Origin of the sequence: Sphingobium sp. TCM1 (genome assembly GCF_001650725.1) — a bacterium.
Lineage (GTDB): Bacteria > Pseudomonadota > Alphaproteobacteria > Sphingomonadales > Sphingomonadaceae > Sphingobium.
Genome location: NZ_LXVX01000021.1, coordinates 1 through 17943, shown reverse-complemented (window position 1 = coordinate 17943; position 17943 = coordinate 1). Strand labels below are relative to the sequence as shown.

Below are 17943 nucleotides of genomic sequence, written 5' to 3'. Positions count from 1 at the left end.
CATACGGGGCATTTTAATTGTGCAGCGCGCCTTCTCTCGCTAAATCAAAGGACAATCGCGCACGACACCCTTGCCGCTCGCGCTGGCAGCTTGGGTATGGGGGCTCACCTTTGCCACGCTGATGCCCCTACGCTGGCGCCTGACGGCGCTTTTTCCCTCGTCGGCCCGGCTGCCGGGAGTGCACCTATGAGCGGCATCGAAGTGCCTGCGCTGCGGGGTCGGCCCTGTACCGTGACATTACCGCCCCGCGCAACCCCGATCATGCTCGGGATCCACCCTTATTCTGTCGCCGGCTTGACCTCGATCGTGCAGCGCACCGGCTTCTTTGCCTTCGTCGCCGACTTGCGGCACGTCTCGATCGTCTCGCGATTGTCGCGCAACAGCTTGTCGGTCGCGACGATCGCCTCCCAGCGCTCCGGCGCAGCGGCCCGCATCAACCGCTGCCCCCCCTCCCATTGCGTCGGCGCGTCCAAAACGCGCGTCGCCACGCCTTCAGGCCATAGCCAGCTATCGGGCGTCAGACGCGCGATCGGCCCCGCCAACGCGGCATAGAACAACAGCCCCAGCACCAGGCCGCCACCGCCGAACAGATATAGCCAGCGATTCTGCTCGTCGCCGCGCCGCGCGGAAGCAAGCCGGCTCCCGATCTCACGCGCGGCCTGGTCCAGCGCCGTGCGCGCCTCGGTGATAAGACGCTGGTCCTCGCGGCGCGCGCCGATCGCCGCCGTCGCGATCTCGCCCGCCATATGCGCCGGGTCCATCGACAGGGCAGGGCTTTTCCGCATCGCGGCGATCTGCTGGGCCAGAACCCCCAGCACCTTTTCGGTACGCTCAAGCGTCGGCTGATAATCGGGAATGTCGATGGACTCGCGCGCGGCGGTCAGCCCTTCGACCGCATGACGCAGCAACGACACCTCGCCGCGCAACCGCTCGAACGCGGCCACTGGATCGTCGCCGGCATGGGGTTCGCGATACTCGTCCTCGTCCATGTTTGTTTCTCTCCCTACCGGCTAAGTCCACGGTCGCGGCCGATTCCCAGCTCATGCGTCAACTGGCGGCCCAGCTCGCCGCCGCCCATCTGCGGGCTGCGCTCCATGCCGATCTCAAGCCCCAGCTCGCGGGTGCGATTACGCAGGATCGATTCCACCTGTGGATCGCGCTCAAGGCTTTTCGCCATGCCCGCCATTTCCTTGCCCGCCTTCTCGCGGCCCGTCATGTCGCCGGCGCGATAGAGGCGGTCTCGGTCCTGGGAGAGCTGTTGCCAGCGTTCCACAAACCGATCGGCGCGCAAGTTCGGATCGGTGCGCACGCGAGCTTCCTGCGCCATCGCTTCGATCATCGGGCCGCTGCGTCCCGCCGCCGCGTCGCGCAGCAAGGCCGGATCGCGCTGCATCGCCGATGCGAGGTCGCGCGAAGCTCCTGGCCTGATCTGGTCAAGCGCCTCGGTCGCGCGCTCGAGCGCGACTTTCTGATGTTCCAACACCGGCCCGCCCGATGCGCGGGCCTGCAACATCGCCTCGGCCGAACGCGAGGTCCGCTCGACCGCGCGCGCGAATGTCCGATCCTGGCCGCGATCCGGCAACGCCGGCGTGCGCTCCGCGCCCTTCGCCGGCTCGGCCGACAGCTTCAACCCGTCGAACATGCCGCGCTTGGGCCTCTCGCCCTGGCCGCGATTGGTCGCCGGCGCTGGCCGCTCGGGTGCGGGCCGGAAATTGTCGAACATACCCCGCCGCGGCCGCCCCTCGCCCGCGGCCTTCGCCTCGCCAGCGCCGCGGTCGTCGCCCATCTGGCGTGAAGTTCCCGCGCTCGGCGCGAGGATCTCCACGCCCTTCCGCTCGGGCGCATCCGCAACGCGGATCTCACCCGACAGCCCGCGCCGATCGGCGAACGATTGCGCCTCGGCGTCGCGGTCGCGGAACATCGGATAGTCGGACGCCATATCCTTCGCCCGCTCGCGGCCCAGCGTGCGGACAAGCTTGCCGGTGTCGGCGAAGTCGTCGCGGCCATAATGGAGCTGCACGCCCTCGCGATGCCGCGACAGCGCCACATAGGCCGAATGGCGGTCCATCCCCGGCGTCGCCAGCACATGCGCCTGATCGACAGTCACCCCCTGCGATTTGTGGATGGTGGCAGCATAGCCATGATCGACATGGGCATAGTCCTTGAGGTCGAACGCCACCGATCGGCCATCGTCGAGCCGCACCGCCATGCTGTCGGGCGACACCCGCTCGACCTTGCCCAGCAAACCGTTCTTCACGCCAAGCCCGCGCTCGTTCTTGAGGAACATGATGCGGTCGCCGCTGGCGAACTCCCGCGCGCCGCGCTCGGCCGACACGCGCACGTCGTCGCCCAATTCGCCCGACGCGCGCAGCCGATCGCGCGCGGCCAGGTTCAGGTCACGCACCTCCGCATTGGTATGGGTGAGGATGATCCGGGTCTTGTCCGGATCGGCGCTGCGCTGCGCGTCCCATCGGTCGACCAGCTCGGCCCGGGCCTGCTCGCGCGTGTCCGCCGCCTGCACCATGCCATGCGCCTCATAGGCATGGACGGCCTTGCCGGTCCTGCCCGTCGCCAGCGCCCGCGTGGCGTCTTTCTGCCAGTCCTCATGCTGCCGGCGAACCTCGCTGATCTCGGCCGCCCCATGCCGCTCGGCCAGCGCGCGAAACGCCGCGCCCGCCTCGATCGCCTGCAACTGCTCAGGATCGCCGACCAGCACCACCTTCGCGCCCGCCCGCTCGGCCGCCGACAGCACCCGCTCCATCTGGCGCGTGCCGATCATGCCGGCCTCGTCGATCACCAGCACGTCGCGCGGACCTAGCAGCTCCCGGCCCTGGTCCCACTGATATTCGAGACTGGCGATCGTGCGCGAGGCGATGCCCGATCCGCCTTCCAGGCTCTCCGCCGCGATCCCCGACAGCGCCGCGCCGCGCACCTGGTAGCCAGCGCGCTCCCATTCGTCGCGCGCGACCCCCAGCATGGCGGATTTGCCGGTGCCGGCGTAGCCGACCACGATGGCAATATCCTTCTCGCCGGTTATATGCGCCAGCGCAGCTTGCTGCTCTCCCCCGAGCACCAGGCCCTCACTCCCGGCGGCGTCCAGCCCCCTTTGCAGCGACGCTGCCGGGAGACCATGCCTCGCCTTGTCGGCAAGACGATCGGCGGCGTGTTCCAACCGCTGCTCGGTGTCGATCATATCGCGGGAGGTAAAGCGGTCCTCGCCGCGCCCGTCCTTGCCCAGCCCCACCAGCTCGGGCGAGGTCCGCACCGCGCTCATCACCTGGTCGAACTGATCCTTGCCGTCGCTGTGCCGGAACGCGAACTGCGCCAGGTCGCGCCGCGTGAACGTCGCCTGCTGCCGGGTGATCGCGTCCAGCGCGATCTCGGGCCGCGCAATGATCTTCTCGCCATTCTCGCGCGCGATCCGGGCATGGTCCTCGGCCCGCTCGGCCTCAAGCCCTTGTTCGGGCATCCGCGACGCAGCCGGTCCGATCTTGTGTTGCGGCTCAAGGTCAATGCCCTGCGCCTCCAACGTGCGATGATCTATGCGGGCATCAATATCCAGCTGGGCCAACCGCTCGTTGACATGATCGGCCCACGCCTCGCGCCACTCCTTCAGGAGCGCATTGCTGTTCCACTCGCGCACCTTCTGCCCGAAGCCCTCGGGGCCAACCTCGCGCATCGACAGCATGACATGCGCGTGCGGCTTGGGCTCGCCGTCCTTGCCCCTGTCCCAATGCACATTGAGGTCCGCGACCATGCCCCGATCGACAAACTGCTTTTCGACGAAATCGCGGGCGAGGCTCACGCCCTGAGCCGTGTTCATCTCGCGCGGGATCGCGAACTCGACTTCGCGCGCCAACTGCGCGTCCTTGCGCTTCTCGCCGGCCTCGACTTCATTCCACAGGCAAGCGCGGTCGTTTAAACGCTCCGGTGCGCCTTCGGGCAGTATGATTTCCGAATGGACGACGCCTGCCTTATTCGAGAAATCATGGTCGCGCCCGAGTCTATCATCGTGCAGCCGTTCCGCTGCACGATAGGCCGCGCTTGCAACCGCGCTCGATCCGTTGGCGCGACTCACAACCTTGGCCGAGAAATGGTAGATCGCCATGACACCCTGCTTATTGCACTTCTGAGCGCACGTCGGCAACGACGTATAAGCGCGCACTCACACTCTCTGCCGTTCGCGTGATTGACTTCACCGCATTTCATGACGGAACCGCTATCCTGCCAGCGCGATCGTGCTACGCTGCGGCTTCCATTTCGGGCGCGAAGGAGAGAACATGCGAAAGACGCGCGACTATGACGCCGAGCTGCGAGCGCTGGGTGACAAGGCCAAGGCGCTCAAGGCGCGCAAGGTGCAGCAGCTCGGCGAACTGGTGGCGGCGACCGGGGCCGACGCGCTCGACATGGAAACGCTCGCCGGCGCGCTCATCGCCGCCGTGGAAGCGAACGCGGAAGCAAAGGAGGCATGGCGCGCGAAGGGCGTCGCCTTCTTTCAACGACGTGGGCGCAAGGGTGGGCGCGGCGCTGCGGGCAACGACAAGGAGCCAAGCGAAGCTGGCGCAGGCGGTTTGCAGGGTTGAAGCCGGACAGCGCCGCACCGATACGAGAGGATGGGTCGTGGCCCGACGCGAACGCACCCGCCACCTGATCGAGCTGGGCGGCCTCGTCCAGAAAGCCGGCTTGGTCGATCTCGCCGACGATGATCGCGCCACCATTTACGGCGCATTGCTGGAACTGGTCGGCAAGGCACGCGGCGACGAGACCGGCGACACGCTTGCGCTCTGGAAGCGACGCGGAAAACGCGCGTTCGATACGGACGATGATATGGAGGAAAGACTGCCTTGAGGAAGCTTCTGTGGGCCTTGCCGCTGTGCGTCGTCATTGCCGGCTGCGATCGTGACCCTGTCGATCCGCGCGGCCTTGAGCCTGGCGAGACATTGCTGACGGTTGCAGGCACCGGACGCACCGAAGCTACGCCCGATCAGGCGCTGTTCACCGCCGGCCTGTCGAGCGTAGCGGCTGACGCAAAAAGCGCCAGTGCCCGCAACGCCGAGGCCATGAGCCGGATTGCCGCCGCCCTCGCCCGGTTGAACGTGCCGGCGCGCGATATCCAGACCCGCAGCCTGTCAGTCAATCGCGTGGACTACGGCCCCAACAAAGGCCGCTTCGAAGCGAGCAACACTCTCACCGTGCGGATGCGGGACACGACGCGGGTAGGCGCGGCGATCGCCGCTGTCACCGATGCCGGGGCGAACATCGTATCCGGCCCTGACCTCTCGGTTGCCGATCCCGAGAAGGCGAACCTGAGCGGCTATGATGCCGCCTACAAGGCCGCGCGCGCCAAGGCTGAGGCCTATGCCAATGCCGCCAGCCTCCGCATCGATCGCGTGCTCGCGATCCATGACGGCGGCCAGGGCGGCTACATGCCGCAAATGGGGGCCATGGACGCCCGCATGGTCGCGCCGCCCCCGGTAGTCGCGGTGCAGGCTGAACAGGCGGCCCCGGTGATGGCGGGAACCAATGCCGGGATGGTGACGGTGCGCGTGAACTTCGCGCTGGCTCCCAAATGATTGTTTCGCCACCCCGGACAGGACCATTCACCCATTGGGTGCATGATGGCGAAGCGCGGGTACATCGCCTGATGACACGCGAGCGCTTCCCCTACTTGCACGATCTGCTCGCCTCAACGTCCATGCAGGGGGAGGATTCGCTTTGGGCCGATCTCGACGCTCGCCTCGCGCATTGGCAAGGCCAGTCATGGCGCGAGGACAAGGTGATGGTTGCCGCCCTTGCTGGCGAAGCCCGCCGCTTCAACAGACGCCATCCAGTGGGTGATCGTCATCGGCGCGCAGCGTGGTGGGCGCTTGGCGGAGCAATGGCCGCAGAGGATGGCATGGGAGCTTTGCTTAACGCGCTGAGCGTGCTCGACGGAGAGCGGCATGATACGGACTGCGATGGCCGAACTGGATATTGAAGCGATCCGTCGGGAAGTCCGTGCACTGGATTTCGTGCGCGGCACGCCCGCTGACGTGGAGGTTTGGCATGAAGCCGATGCCGAATCCCGCGCCAATATCGCCATTGAAGGCATGGCGCTAACGCCCGCCGAGGAGGCGCTGTTCAACATGTTGCGCGAAGAAGCGGTGCCCCCTCCCCTCGCCACGCAAATCATCCTCAAGCTGCTCGATCATCCCGACGCCGATCCGGCTCTGGGCATCACGCCGCTGGGACAAGTTTGAAGGAGAGGGAATGATGGCAAGGCCACTGGTGGGGCAGGAGAGTAACGCGGGCTGCATCCTTGCCGTCGCGGGCGGTCTTGCCGTTGTGTACGGCACCTCTTGGCTGCTCGAAAAGCTGCTGCCCGTACCGGTTGCCAGCACGATCGCCTGGGTCGCGCTGGCCGCCTACGTGGTCTTCGTCTGGAAGTACGCCATGCAGGAGCGCAGTAACGGACTGCTTGGCTCGGCCCGCTTCGGCGACCGCGCCGATGTGCGCAAGCTGGAAACCAACGGGGATCTCCTGATCGGCCGCTCGGCCAAGTCCGGCAAGCTGCTCCACTATGACGGCGCGGCGCACCTGCTGACGATGGCTCCCACCCGATCGGGCAAGGGCGTCGGCACGATCATCCCCAACCTGCTCCTGCTCGATCGCTCGGTGGTCTGCATTGATCCCAAGGGGGAGAATGCCCGCGTTACGGCCCGTACGAGGGTCAGGAAAGGGCCTGTGTGGTGTCTGGACCCCTTCGGGGTCTCGGGGTGTCCTGCGGCCCGCTACAACCCTTTGGCGCAGCTCGACCCGGCAAGCCCGGACATTGCGGAAGATGCGCAGACGATCGCCGACGCGCTGGTCCACGATGCGCCGGGACAATCGGGCGAAGCGCACTGGAACGAGGAAGCCAAGGCGCTGATCGCTGGCGTAATCCTGCACACCGTCATCCATGAGCCCCCTGCCCGCGCTACGCTGGCGACCGTGCGCGACAAGCTCACCCGCGACCCCGCCGGCTTCGCCGCGTTGCTGGTGGACATGCAGGCCAGCACCGGTGCCCACGGCCTGATCGCACGCGCCGCCAACCGCCAGCTCGGCAAGTCCGATCGCGAGGCGGCCGGTGTGCTGTCCTCGGCGCAGCGCCACACCCACTTTCTCGACAGCCCTCGCCTGGTCGAAAGCACATCGGCTTCCGATTTCCGGTTCGCGGAGCTGAAGGAACGGCCCGGCACCGTGTTCCTGTGCCTGCCGCCCGACCGCCTCGACACCTATGCGCGTTGGCTGCGCTTGCTGGTCGCACAGGCCGTCACCGACATGGCGCGCTCTCCTGCCCGGCCCGAGCGGCCTGTCCTGTTCCTGCTGGATGAGTTCGCGGCGCTCGGCCGACTGGAGCCTGTGGAACGCGCGATGGGATTAATGGCTGGCTACGGGCTCCAGCTCTGGCCGATCCTTCAGGATATGCACCAGCTGCGCGCCCTGTACGGCGAGCGCGCCGGCACCTTCCTGTCCAATGCCGGCGTGATCCAGGCGTTCGGAGTCAATGACCATGCCACCGCCGACATGATCTCGCGCACGATCGGCGACACGACGATCGAATATGCGACGGTCAGCACGTCTCGAAAAACGAGCTTGTTCGACAAGCGTGATGCCTCCGAGAGTGTTAACACACATGTCACTGCCCGGAGACTCGTCACGCCGGACGAAATCATGCGGATACCGGTCGATACGCTGCTGCTGCTCCGGCAGGGCGAGCATCCGCTGGCAGTGGAGAAAATCCGCTACTACGACCAGCGCGAATTTGCAGGCCTGTTCGATCCAGCGTGATCGCACACACCGGTCCCGGAAGATGAAAAGTGAGCTTTTCTGGACAGGCTTCCCCATTCGCAGCGTGTCTTAAGCGCGTCTCATGGGCCGCCCGCCACCAACACCGCTAGCAAGGAGCGCAACGTGGCACGTTCTCTTTCTCAACTCGCGAAAGCTGCCAGCATCTGGCTCAGCGACGCACGCGCCCATTTTGGCTGGAGCGAAGAAGATCTGATCGATCGTATCTCTCGACTAACCACTTACTTTCGCGTGGTCCGCGTGCCATCGTTGGGAGACATACAGAATCTTGAAGCAGGGCGAGAAATACACTTTCCTGCATGGATAAAGTTTGCGCGCTTGGCATTTGAGTTGGAAGAGCTGCAAACGGAGGAACAGCGTCGGCGCTGGGCCGAACAACGCTCGCCTTGGCAAGGCCATGCTCCTCATGATGAATTAGACTTCTGCTGGCCCTTAGTAAGCAGGCCTGAGCTTAATCTTCTAGAGCATTTGGACTCTATGTCTGAGAACGAACGGAGAATGGCGTTCCGCCTTGCCGCGTCTTGGAACAGCCCTTACGCGGATCGTAGAAAGGTGTTCGACGCGACGATCAAGGCCCTATCTGCGAGAATGCAGGTGCCGCCTCCCAAAACCCTGCCTGGTCCCGTGCAGGAGCTTACGCCGAGATTAAGAACCTTACTCTATGAACTCGAAGACCAGGACATAACTGTCCTGAAGGCATATCTAATGTGTGATGCTGCGGGACGAAAGGCGATAATTGAAACGGCCCTACGCGAGATAAACAGAATTTAGAATAGGATTCTGATTAATCCGAGGTCGTAGATATACTAAAGGCAGTCCCGTACGGCACAGAAGTTTATTAAGGATGATTGGATAGACTGGACCGCTTTTTAATAAAGCTAGCGGATGATCTCACTTTGTTTTGGAATGTGGGTCTGGCAGGTAACAGCCTGCCAGACCCTATTTGACAGCGTATGAAACCATAGCCTTATACGCTGTAACGCCGATGGATGAAAGCCGGATCGAAGGGCTTCGGGTCGCTCGATCCTGGGTCACGCGAATTCATCAGTTGTGAATGGCAAGAAATGTTCATTTATCGCACACTCGTCCGATTCCGACCGTCATCGATCCGTCCATGCTGGTGACGGGTCGCGAGACGGCGCGACAGTTCTTTCCTTTCGCCGGTGGCCGCAGTGCTTTTCGCTGCTCGGCGGTCATACACACCTGTTGATACAGCCACCTGTCCGCATAAGCCTGTCCATCGACCCGAACCCGTCTCCGATAACGTGACTGGTAGCGGCGTTTGTCTGCTTGAGACAGCGACTGGAATGTGCAGCCTTGGGCGCTTGGTGCAGCGGATATTGACTGAGCCCAGGCTGCCGGAGGAGAAATGAAGGGGACGCTGGCAAATGCGAGCGCGACAGCTGGAAGCAGAATTTTACGCATGTCCGACACTTGCTCCCAACGTTTTTTCCAACCTTGCATTAAACCGATGTGCTGAGCGGACAGGCAGTGCCTCGCCATCGAAGGTCGCATGATCGATGATGAGGAAAGCCGATCCCGTTTGCGGGTCGATCGGATTATCGGCCTATGCGACGGGCAGCCGGAATGATCTCTTGTTCCAGGTGGGTCGCATCGTTCTGCGCGGCGATCGTCGCCACCAAGCTCGCCTACTATGCCGATCGCGAGTTCGCGGGGAAGTTCGATCCGGCGTGATTGGACCTGCCGCGTTAGCAGCCACGGCGGGTCCGACCGCGATCGTGCCGTTGGGCCGATCCGATATAGCCGGTCTCGATTGTCCGCGCGACGGGTGATTGGCGAGGATCTAGCGTTTTAAAAATCGGCCGCCTAGGAAGCCCGTAGAGCGGTATAGGCAGCTCGACCCTCCAACCCCATGCCGAACGGTCGAAATGCCGTCCAGCGGCCCGGAAATCGTCCCTGTGGCGACATTTCCGCCTGTCCTGCCCTCTCGGATTGATCGCTGCCCTATCCGCCTGGCTTTTCTGGAAAGCCAATTGCGACGGTGCCGCTGGTGCTGTGGTTGCGATAGGGGTGTAGCGTTTAAACGATCCTCACACCAACAAAGGCGTGCCGGCGGAGCCGGCTCATCATGGGGATGCCGGGTGGGAGGATCGCTTTAGCGATCCGGGGCGGCCGAAGGCCGCGAGCCGGCGGGGCGAAGCCCCAAGAGGCGGCGCTTTTCTTCTTTCTGATTGTGCCTGAAGCGCTGCGCCGGTGAGTCGCGCTGCCGCTGTCCCGAAAATCGGGACAAGCTGTCCGATCTGGCGGGACACTGGTGGGTGAAACCACGACGCTGCGGTATCAGATTTGCTTTGCGGCCAAAGTTATCCGCAGGTCGGCCTAGTGTTAATATATGGGTTAAAGAGTTGTGTTACGGGATTTTGGCGATTCCACAACGCATTGATAATATTGACTGAATCGGGCGTTTTTTGGCCTTGCCCGTCAACGGAACCCCGAATCTACTGACTCCAGAACCCCGAATCTGCGTCAACGAAACCCCGAATCATGGGCGACCGTCAATGAAACCCCGAACTTTTCCGTTGCGTCAATGAAACCCCGAATCTAGATTGGCCGTCAATGAAACCCCGAATCGAGCCTGACCGTCAACGAAACCCCGAACTTCCGCTTGCCGTCATCGAAACCCCGAACGGCGCGGAGGGACGCCCTCCCCTGTTGCCGGTTCGTTATCCCGATCCCGATCTGTTCATTTGCGATGTTCTTGACGCGATCCCCAAGGATGACATGGCCTCGATGGAGCATCCGATTTTCTCGCTCGCGACCAAGCCCGACCGCCGCGTGTTCCGCTATGAGCATAACGGCAACAAGCTCGAAATCGTCCCGAGCGTCAAAGGGCTAGCGACGATCCACGACAAGGATATTCTGATCTACTGCATCTCCCAGCTCATCGCGAAGATGAACCAGGGGGAGCGGCCGAGCCGCACTTTGCACCTCACCGCTCGCGATCTGCTGGTGTGGACGAACCGGCAAACCGATGGCGATGGCTATGACCGGCTCCGCAATGCGTTCGAGCGGCTGTCCGGGACGCGGATCACCACGAACATCAAGGCCGATGGCGAGGAAATCACCGAAGGTTTCGGCCTCATCAACGAATGGCGGATCGTCCGCCAAACCAAGTCCGGCCAAATGTCGGAAATCAAGGTGACGCTCTCGGATTGGCTGCTGCGAATGGTCGAGGGGCGTAGCGTCCTGACATTGCACCGCGACTATTTCCGCCTCCGCAAGCCGCTCGAACGGCGTATCTACGAGCTGGCGCGCAAGCATTGCGGCGCGCAGGAAAAATGGTCGATCTCGGTCGAAACGCTACAGAAAAAGACCGGCGCGAGTAGCCATCTGCGTGTGTTCCGCTCAATGCTACGCGATCTCGTCGCACACGATCATCTGCCCGATTATGCCGTGGAAATGAATGGCGATGCGGTCACGTTCCGCAATCGCGAGGCGCTGGATACGGTCGAGGCGATCGAGGCGGAACCCGAGCGGCCCTATATCGACCCCGAAGGCTTCCACGACGCCAAGAGCGTTGCGCCAGGCTATGACGTTTACGCGCTCTATGACCAATGGGTGTCATGGTGGATCGACAGCGGGCGGCCGGAACTGAAAAGCCCCCGCGCCGCCTTCATCGGCTTCTGCCGCAACAAGCACAAAACCGCCCCATTGCGCTAGTATAGGCGTATAGCTGTATACACCTATACTAGCCTGCGATGCGCCCCCTCCCCTTCTTCACGAACAGGTCGTCCAACGCCTCGCCTAGCAGGCTCTGAACGGTCGTCCCCTCCTCGGCCGCGATGATACGAAGCTGCGTGCTAACCTCGGGAGGGAAATGCCCGCCAATCAACTTGGTCCCCTGTCGGCCGCTCGGCGGGGCCTTGCGGGTCACGTCTACCGGCTCGACCGCCAGCGCCGGGGCCGGGGCTGCGTCGCCGTCCGCCTTGGCGCGGTTCAACACCGCTTGCAGACTATTTCCGCCCTTTGCCATCATGCCACCTCTGCCTGATTGTATAGGCGTATATTTGTATACTCGTATAGTCGCCGGATTTCGTCGGCCGCTGGCCCATGCGGCTCGAATTCCTGCACGGCCTGGCCTGCGGCTTGGGCGCGGAAGAAGGCTTTGCGGTTGCCGATCGTCACCGGACAAACCGTTGCGCCCAGCTCCGCCACGGCCTGAATCGCATCGCCGGTTTCCTGACCTTGGGGGGGCACGAAGGTAAGGACCACGGCAAAGGCGCGGTCGAGCTGACGCACCACGTCGAGCGTGTGTGTCATGCTCATCGTGTCGAACACCGCCGTCTTGGTCGGGATCAGGATGAAATCGGCATGGCGCGCTGCCTCATAGGCCACGTCGCGCGCGACCGCCGCCCCGTCGATCACGACAAGATCGGTGCCGGCATCCTCGCAGGCTTTGAGCATGGCGGGCAGGCGCACCGGCTGAATCGACGCCACGGCGGGCGTGTCGAGCTGGCGCACGTCCTTCCAGAACGAAGCCGTCGCCTGCGGGTCCAGGTCGATGATCGCGGCCACCTTGCCCGCCTGCTCGGCCGCGACCGCCAGACAGGTTGCGAGCGTCGTTTTCCCGACGCCGCCTTTCTGTGAGAGAATGGCGAGAACCTTCATGCTACACTCCTACACGTATAGTCTTATACTTGTATACACAGCAAGCCGGAAGGGGAAGCCCTATCGTTCCCGAAATGACGATAGCGAGGCGCTGAATCTGATATGACGAAAGCGCGCCGCATCATTCCTCTGGTTCGGGGCCGTCATCGTCCAGCGGCTCATGCTGCATCTGGCCGTGATCCTCGATCGGGCAAAGCGGCGCTCCGGCCTGCTCAAGCCACTTGCGCGCGGTCCTGGCGGTATAGCCGCACGTCGCGCACTCGCATTTGAGCATCCGGGTTTTCTGCTTCTTGGGCGCGGTCGACTCTCCGTCCGTATCGAGACGGGCATGGGGGAGAGGGCCGACGCCCTCTAGGACCGGCGCAATGGCCGCAAGGAACGCCTCGCCGGGGGTGGTGGCGCGCATCGGCCCGACGAGGCCAAGCCCGAGCGCAAGCTGTTTAAACGCCTTCCCATGCCCTGCCGGGATGCCGACGGCGGCATGGACCAGCTCATGCGCGAGGATGGCCGCGATCTGCGCTGGCATGGCGTCCGGCGCGTGCGCCAGGTCGAGCCGGATGAAGATTTCAAAATGCCCGTCCGCGCTCAACCGATTATCCCAGCACTCGCCGATTGCCTTGGCCTTCGCGCCTCTGCTGGTGAAGCCGATCGCCACGCGCACGCGATCGGGCAGGGAGGCGTCCAGCGCCTCGAACAGCGGAGCCATGCCCGCCGCCACAGCATTGAGCCAGCTTTCGCGGGTTTCGTGGGTCATCGTCCTTACTCCCTTCAAATCGCCTGACCGGCGATGGCCAGGCCATCGGCCGGACACGGACGCCCAAGAACGCCGGCAGGAGAGGGGGGCAGCGGGAATCGACGGGGTGGTGCGGCCGCAGCGCAGCGAGGCACGGCCCGTCTATTGCCGTTGTTGGGGAGAGGGGGGCGGAACGCTCTCTCCCCACGCCAACAAACGACGCGCCGGCGCACGCCGGCACCATGACGCGAGATCCGCGCAGCGATCTCGTTTCCGCCATGTGGATCGTCACCTTGGGCCAAGACCGCTTGCGGGCTTGGGGAGCGCGAGCGACTAGAGCCACGGTGCCGCGCCAGCGGCAGGCGCATGATCGCCACCTTGTTTTCAATAGCACTAAGTGCTAGATATTATCCATGAGCGATGCCGAAGCGACCGCACGAACTTTCAAGACCGCGTGGTTTGCCAAGGCAGCGCGCAAGGCTCGCATTTCGGACGACGAACTATGCGAGGCCATCCGGGAAGTGACGAAAGGGCAGGCCGACGATTTGGGTGGCGGCGTGTTCAAGAAGCGGCTGAACAAGAACAGGCATAGGAGCATTATCCTCGCAAAAGGACGGCGCTTCTGGGTTTACGCTTATCTGTTCGCCAAGAAGGACCGAGCCAATATTGATGAATCCGAATTGCGGGCCTTTCGTGATCTTGCCGATCTCTATGCCCGAAAGACGGACGATCAGATTGAGCTGGAGCTGGAAGCCCGCGAGATAGTGGAGATATGCACATGACCGCCAAGAGTAAGTTCAAGAGCGATGCTTTCGAGGCGATCCATAGCGCCGCCGCTGGCATGTATCGCGTCGGGGTGATCGACAAGGCCACTATGCGTCATTTCGATGAAAGCTGCCTGACCAAGCCGCCGGCGATCGAGCCGGAGGAAATCAAGCGGCTGCGCGAGCGCAACAAGGTCAGTCAGCCGGTGTTCGCCCGCTACCTCAACACTAGCGAAAGCACGGTGGAGAAGTGGGAAACCGGGGCCAAGAAACCCAGCGGCGCGGCGCTCAAGCTGCTGTCGATCGTGGAGAAGCACGGCATCCAGATTCTTGCCTGATCGCCCATTGTCGCACGCCATGAGGCCCTTATGCATTAATCGGACACAGATTCACGGTAGGCGTCAGCGTCAGTGGAAGGGGACTATTTCCGCAGGTCTTCGATGCCGAGTTCGCGCCACATCCAGGTGAAATCGTAGGTTGCCATCGGGTCGTTCGGTTCGGGGTGAGCGCTGCTACGGTTTTCGAGATGCTTGAGCCACCCAGCTACTCGATAACGGCCTGCGGCCGTTCGAACGGCCGCACGTGGGCTGATGTCCCCAAGCATTCCAACGGGTTCATCGAGCGTCGCGCGGTACTGGCGGTCGAGCATGGCATGAACGAGCGGGGTTGCCACCTCTGGCGCAATGGCCGGTGCCGGTTCGGATGTTGTCAGTCCCTCGGCCCGCGCGGCCATGGCCTGTTCGATCGTCTCGATCGTGGTCAGCGGCGAGCCGACCAACCCGGCGAGCGCATCGGTGATGAGCGCGGTACCGCGTTTCGCCCGCTCGGCCGAGGTGACGGCGAGAACCAGAGCCCGGCCTTTCAATTCGACATTGCCGAGCACCGGGGTGCCGTTCGCCATCGTCACACCCCACGCCATACGGCCAGTGCTTCTCGCCTTTCCGTCCGGTTTTTCGCCCAGCCAGTTCCAGAAGTGCGTGGTTTCCCGCTGAAGCGTAGGGACAGTGTCGAGCCGCTCGCCGACCAGCGCCTGGGTCACGCCGCGTGCAAAGGGAAAGCGCACGCGGTGGAACACCACCTCCTCGCCATCACTGTTGAGCAGCGTGGGGATGGACGCCGGTCCCATGGTCTTGGGAACGACATCGAACAGCCATGCGGTGCTGATGAGTGCCGGAAGTGCGGCCAAATCGTCGGGGTTCAGCTTCAATGCGGTGTTTGGGCTACGCTTGCCTTTCGAACGCCGCAGATCGGCGACGAGCGCCTCGGCCGCCTCCATCGTGAATGACAACACGCCGCCCGACAGGAGGTGCTTGCCTCCGACCTGCACGACGCGGGCACCGATCCTGTCCCATTGCTTCAGCGTCTGCGAGGCGCTGCGCTCCGATACTCTAAGGGGTTCGCCGCCCCGGATCAGGTCACGCACGAGGAAGCCACTGCCGGGCTCGACCTCGCTCACCTCGTGGAGGCTCATCACCGACGATCGAAGGGCACGCAGGTAGATTTTGGTCGGGCCGCTCTCGTTCCAGCCCCGGCGCCGGATATAGTCATCAACGATGTTCCGGTCCCCGGGTTGGATGGTGCGCGTCAGCAGATCCTCGAACGCGCATCCCCACAACACGCCCGCCCAATGATCGCCGACGATGTCCGCCAGCTCATCCGCTTCGAAGTCGAACTCCTCCATCGCCAGCCCGAAATGATCGCCGAGCGCATCGCGAAGATGATCGGCCCAGGCCGGCGAGGTGGCGAATTTCATAACGCCGGACAGATCGTGACCACGCTTCATGCCTGTTCCCTCTGCTGTTGCCCCAATTGCTGGCGGTGCGCGGCGACGATGCGCGAGACTGTGGGTTCGCTGACGCCGTAGAGCCGTGCCATCTCGGCACCGGACTTGCGGCCGGAAGTGACGGACTCGGCGATTTCGCGACGCTGCTTGTCGCCGAGCTTGCGCCGACGCCCGCCGATCCGTCCTTCTGCTCGCGCCTGAGCCAAGCCGGCGCTGGTGCGCTCACGGATCATCGCGCGCTCGAACTCGGCGAAGCTTCCGACCATCTGCATCATCATCCGCCCTGCCGCAGTGGTGGTGTCGATCGCCTCGGTTAGCGAGCGGAAGCCTGCGCCTGCCAGCTCGATCCGCTCCATGATGTGCAGCATGTCCTTCAGGCTGCGCGACAGTCGGTCAAGCTTCCAGACGACGACGACATCGCCGTCGCGCAACTGGCCGATCATCTCCAGGAGCTTGGGCCGGTCCCACCGCCCGCCGCTGGCGGTCTCCTCGTACACGCGCTTGCAGCCGGCTGCATCGAGCGCGCGCCGCTGCGCGGCGTTCGACTGGTCGTCGCCCTTCGACACGCGGGCATAGCCGATCAGATAGGGTTCGCGTGTCATCCAGTATCTTTCACAAACGGTCGTATCCTGAGGCGGGAACAGCATGCACGCATTTCCGCAGCCTTCCGCCTTTCATAATCCTCTTTCATTAAGGTGCCAAAAGGCAAGAGGTTTTTGGAGGATGAAACATGCCTGCCCGCATCCCGATGACCGAGCGGCAGCGCGCTGCATTGCTTGCTTTGCCCGACAGCGAAGCGGCGGTAGTGCGGCACCATGGCCTCGATGCCGAGGACCTTGCTGCGATCGGCACCGCACGCACTCCGGCAACCCAGTTAAGCTACGCCCTGCAACTCTGCTGCCTGCGCTACCCGGGGCGGCATCTACGTGCAGGCGAGCTGTTGCCTGCGATCATGCTCGACCACATCGCCGAGCAGGTCGGGGTGGATGCAGGCGCCGTCGCCGACTTCGCGCGGCGAGCGCCGACCCGCTACGATCAGCTTGCCGCCATCAAGGCGCGCTTCGGATTCACCGATCTGAGCCGGCCAGCGCGCGGCATCATGATGAACTGGTTGGAAACCGAAGCCATGGCCATCGTGGACGGGCGCATTCTGCTCGATCGACTGCTCGACGAGCTGCGCACGCGGCGCATCGTCATTCCTGGCGTCAGCGTAGTCGAGCGGATGACGGCCGAGGCGATGCTTCGGGCGGAAGCCGATCTGATCGCCGCCGTCGACAATAATCTCGATGCAGACATGCGTCAGCGGGCTCTGTTGCAAACATGGGGCACGGCCGCGCGGCGTCACCCAGTTGGGGGATTAGGCAGCATTGGCGAAATGCTTATTGAGCATAATCATGGTTTCGGTCAGGGCCGAGGGTCCAATTCCGAATGCTCTTTCAACCAGGCGCACCTCCCCCATGATACCTGGCTGCAGGCACCATGCCTGGGCCTGTCCTTTGCGTAGGGCGCGCATGACCTCGAAGCCCTTGATCGTGGCGTAGGCCGTTGGCATCGACTTGAAGCCACGTACCGGCTTGATCAGCATCTTCAGCTTGCCGTGGTCGGCCTCGAGCACGTTGTTCAGATATTTCACCTGCCGGTGCTCGGTTTCCGCCGCCAGTTTGCCTTCGCGTTTCAGCTCAGCGATTGCTGCGCCGTAGCTGGGTGCCTTGTCGGTATTGAGCGTGGCAGGCTTTTCCCAGTGCTTCAGGCCTCGCAGGGCCTTGCCCAGGAACCGCTTCGCTGCCTTGGCGCTGCGGGTCGGCGACAGGTAGAAATCGATCGTGTCGCCCCGCTTGTCGACTGCCCGGTACAGGTAGGTCCACTTGCCCCGCACCTTGACGTAGGTTTCATCCAGGCGCCAGCTCGGATCAAAGCCACGCCGCCAGAACCAGCGCAGCCGCTTCTCCATCTCCGGGGCGTAGCACTGGACCCAGCGATAGATCGTCGTATGGTCGACCGAAATGCCGCGTTCCGCCAGCATTTCCTCGAGATCACGGTAGCTGATGCCGTATCGACAATACCAGCGCACCGCCCATAGGATGACCTCGCCGGTAAAATGCCGTCCTTTGAAATCGTTCATCGCAACTGACCTTGACAGTACATGAGCCCAATCTTGGAAACCGTGTCAGAGTTTGCAACAGAGCCGACTTGTCCAGTTCCGACGG

At 63.4% G+C, this 17943-nt stretch carries 17 protein-coding genes and 1 pseudogene; 10 read left to right on the top strand and 8 right to left on the bottom strand.

The window, feature by feature from the left end; translation table 11 throughout:
- Nucleotides 1-278 precede the first annotated feature (278 nt).
- On the bottom strand, nt 279-989 hold the full coding sequence (locus A7Q26_RS15185) for a DUF6118 family protein (protein WP_066268885.1): 711 nt from the start codon (nt 987-989) through the stop codon (nt 279-281).
- Between the two features lie 14 nt (nt 990-1003).
- Nucleotides 1004-4108: a Ti-type conjugative transfer relaxase TraA gene (traA, locus tag A7Q26_RS15180; RefSeq protein ID WP_066268888.1), complete on the bottom strand. Its 3105-nt coding sequence runs from the start codon at nt 4106-4108 to the stop codon at nt 1004-1006.
- 172 nt (nt 4109-4280) lie between these two features.
- Between traA and A7Q26_RS15175 the strand changes: the two genes are divergently transcribed.
- From A7Q26_RS15175 to A7Q26_RS15140, 7 genes are all read left to right on the top strand, one after another.
- Nucleotides 4281-4583, top strand: coding sequence for a conjugal transfer protein TraD (locus tag A7Q26_RS15175; RefSeq protein WP_066861349.1), 303 nt, complete (start codon nt 4281-4283; stop codon nt 4581-4583).
- A gap of 37 nt (nt 4584-4620) precedes the next feature.
- Nucleotides 4621-4848 (top strand): conjugal transfer protein TraD, encoded by a 228-nt coding sequence (locus tag A7Q26_RS15170; protein ID WP_066861347.1) that lies wholly within the window; start codon nt 4621-4623, stop codon nt 4846-4848.
- Complete coding sequence (locus A7Q26_RS15165) at nt 4845-5573, top strand: SIMPL domain-containing protein (protein ID WP_066861345.1); 729 nt, start codon at nt 4845-4847, stop codon at nt 5571-5573. The genes A7Q26_RS15170 and A7Q26_RS15165 overlap by 4 nt, the downstream gene beginning before the upstream one ends.
- Nucleotides 5574-5957: 384 nt before the next feature.
- Entirely contained in the window at nt 5958-6239 is a 282-nt protein-coding gene (locus A7Q26_RS15155; protein WP_066861340.1) for a hypothetical protein, read from the top strand.
- 10 nt (nt 6240-6249) lie between these two features.
- Nucleotides 6250-7809 carry a type IV secretory system conjugative DNA transfer family protein gene (locus tag A7Q26_RS15150; protein ID WP_443018165.1) on the top strand — a complete coding sequence of 520 codons (1560 nt, stop codon included), beginning with the start codon at nt 6250-6252 and terminating at the stop codon, nt 7807-7809.
- 123 nt (nt 7810-7932) lie between these two features.
- Complete coding sequence (locus tag A7Q26_RS25225) at nt 7933-8598, top strand: hypothetical protein (RefSeq protein ID WP_157102572.1); 666 nt, start codon at nt 7933-7935, stop codon at nt 8596-8598.
- 1902 nt (nt 8599-10500) lie between these two features.
- Nucleotides 10501-11508 carry a replication initiator protein A gene (locus A7Q26_RS15140; protein ID WP_232313823.1) on the top strand — a complete coding sequence of 336 codons (1008 nt, stop codon included), beginning with the start codon at nt 10501-10503 and terminating at the stop codon, nt 11506-11508.
- A 28-nt stretch (nt 11509-11536) separates the two neighbouring features.
- Here the strand turns inward: A7Q26_RS15140 and A7Q26_RS15135 are convergent, their stop codons facing one another.
- From A7Q26_RS15135 to A7Q26_RS15125, 3 genes are all read right to left on the bottom strand, one after another.
- Nucleotides 11537-11824: a ribbon-helix-helix domain-containing protein gene (locus tag A7Q26_RS15135; protein ID WP_232313822.1), complete on the bottom strand. Its 288-nt coding sequence runs from the start codon at nt 11822-11824 to the stop codon at nt 11537-11539.
- Nucleotides 11821-12456, bottom strand: a complete 636-nt coding sequence (locus A7Q26_RS15130; protein ID WP_066861330.1) for a nucleotide-binding protein — start codon at nt 12454-12456, stop codon at nt 11821-11823. The genes A7Q26_RS15135 and A7Q26_RS15130 overlap by 4 nt, the downstream gene beginning before the upstream one ends.
- Nucleotides 12457-12577: 121 nt before the next feature.
- Entirely contained in the window at nt 12578-13210 is a 633-nt protein-coding gene (locus tag A7Q26_RS15125) for a transcription elongation protein SprT (RefSeq protein WP_066861327.1), read from the bottom strand.
- A gap of 392 nt (nt 13211-13602) precedes the next feature.
- Here A7Q26_RS15125 and A7Q26_RS15120 point away from each other — a divergent pair, with 392 nt between their 5' ends.
- Nucleotides 13603-13971, top strand: coding sequence for a type II toxin-antitoxin system RelE/ParE family toxin (locus tag A7Q26_RS15120; protein WP_066861324.1), 369 nt, complete (start codon nt 13603-13605; stop codon nt 13969-13971).
- A complete protein-coding gene (locus tag A7Q26_RS15115; RefSeq protein WP_066861321.1) occupies nt 13968-14291 on the top strand; it encodes a helix-turn-helix domain-containing protein in 324 nt (107 codons plus the stop codon). The genes A7Q26_RS15120 and A7Q26_RS15115 overlap by 4 nt, the downstream gene beginning before the upstream one ends.
- An 83-nt stretch (nt 14292-14374) precedes the next feature.
- On the opposite strand, the gene A7Q26_RS15110 is transcribed toward A7Q26_RS15115, so the two are convergent.
- Both A7Q26_RS15110 and A7Q26_RS15105 read right to left on the bottom strand, forming a co-directional pair.
- Nucleotides 14375-15736: a hypothetical protein gene (locus A7Q26_RS15110; RefSeq protein WP_061939921.1), complete on the bottom strand. Its 1362-nt coding sequence runs from the start codon at nt 15734-15736 to the stop codon at nt 14375-14377.
- Nucleotides 15733-16338, bottom strand: coding sequence for a recombinase family protein (locus tag A7Q26_RS15105; RefSeq protein ID WP_061939924.1), 606 nt, complete (start codon nt 16336-16338; stop codon nt 15733-15735). Before A7Q26_RS15105 ends, A7Q26_RS15110 begins: the two co-directional genes overlap by 4 nt.
- A 128-nt stretch (nt 16339-16466) precedes the next feature.
- On the opposite strand from A7Q26_RS15105, the pseudogene A7Q26_RS24680 reads away from it, so the two are divergent.
- A pseudogene (locus A7Q26_RS24680) lies at nt 16467-17042 on the top strand (DUF4158 domain-containing protein); the annotation flags it as partial.
- A 51-nt stretch (nt 17043-17093) separates the two neighbouring features.
- Here A7Q26_RS24680 and A7Q26_RS15095 read toward each other — a convergent pair.
- Nucleotides 17094-17858, bottom strand: coding sequence for an IS6 family transposase (locus A7Q26_RS15095; RefSeq protein WP_066861315.1), 765 nt, complete (start codon nt 17856-17858; stop codon nt 17094-17096).
- Nucleotides 17859-17943 lie beyond the last annotated feature (85 nt).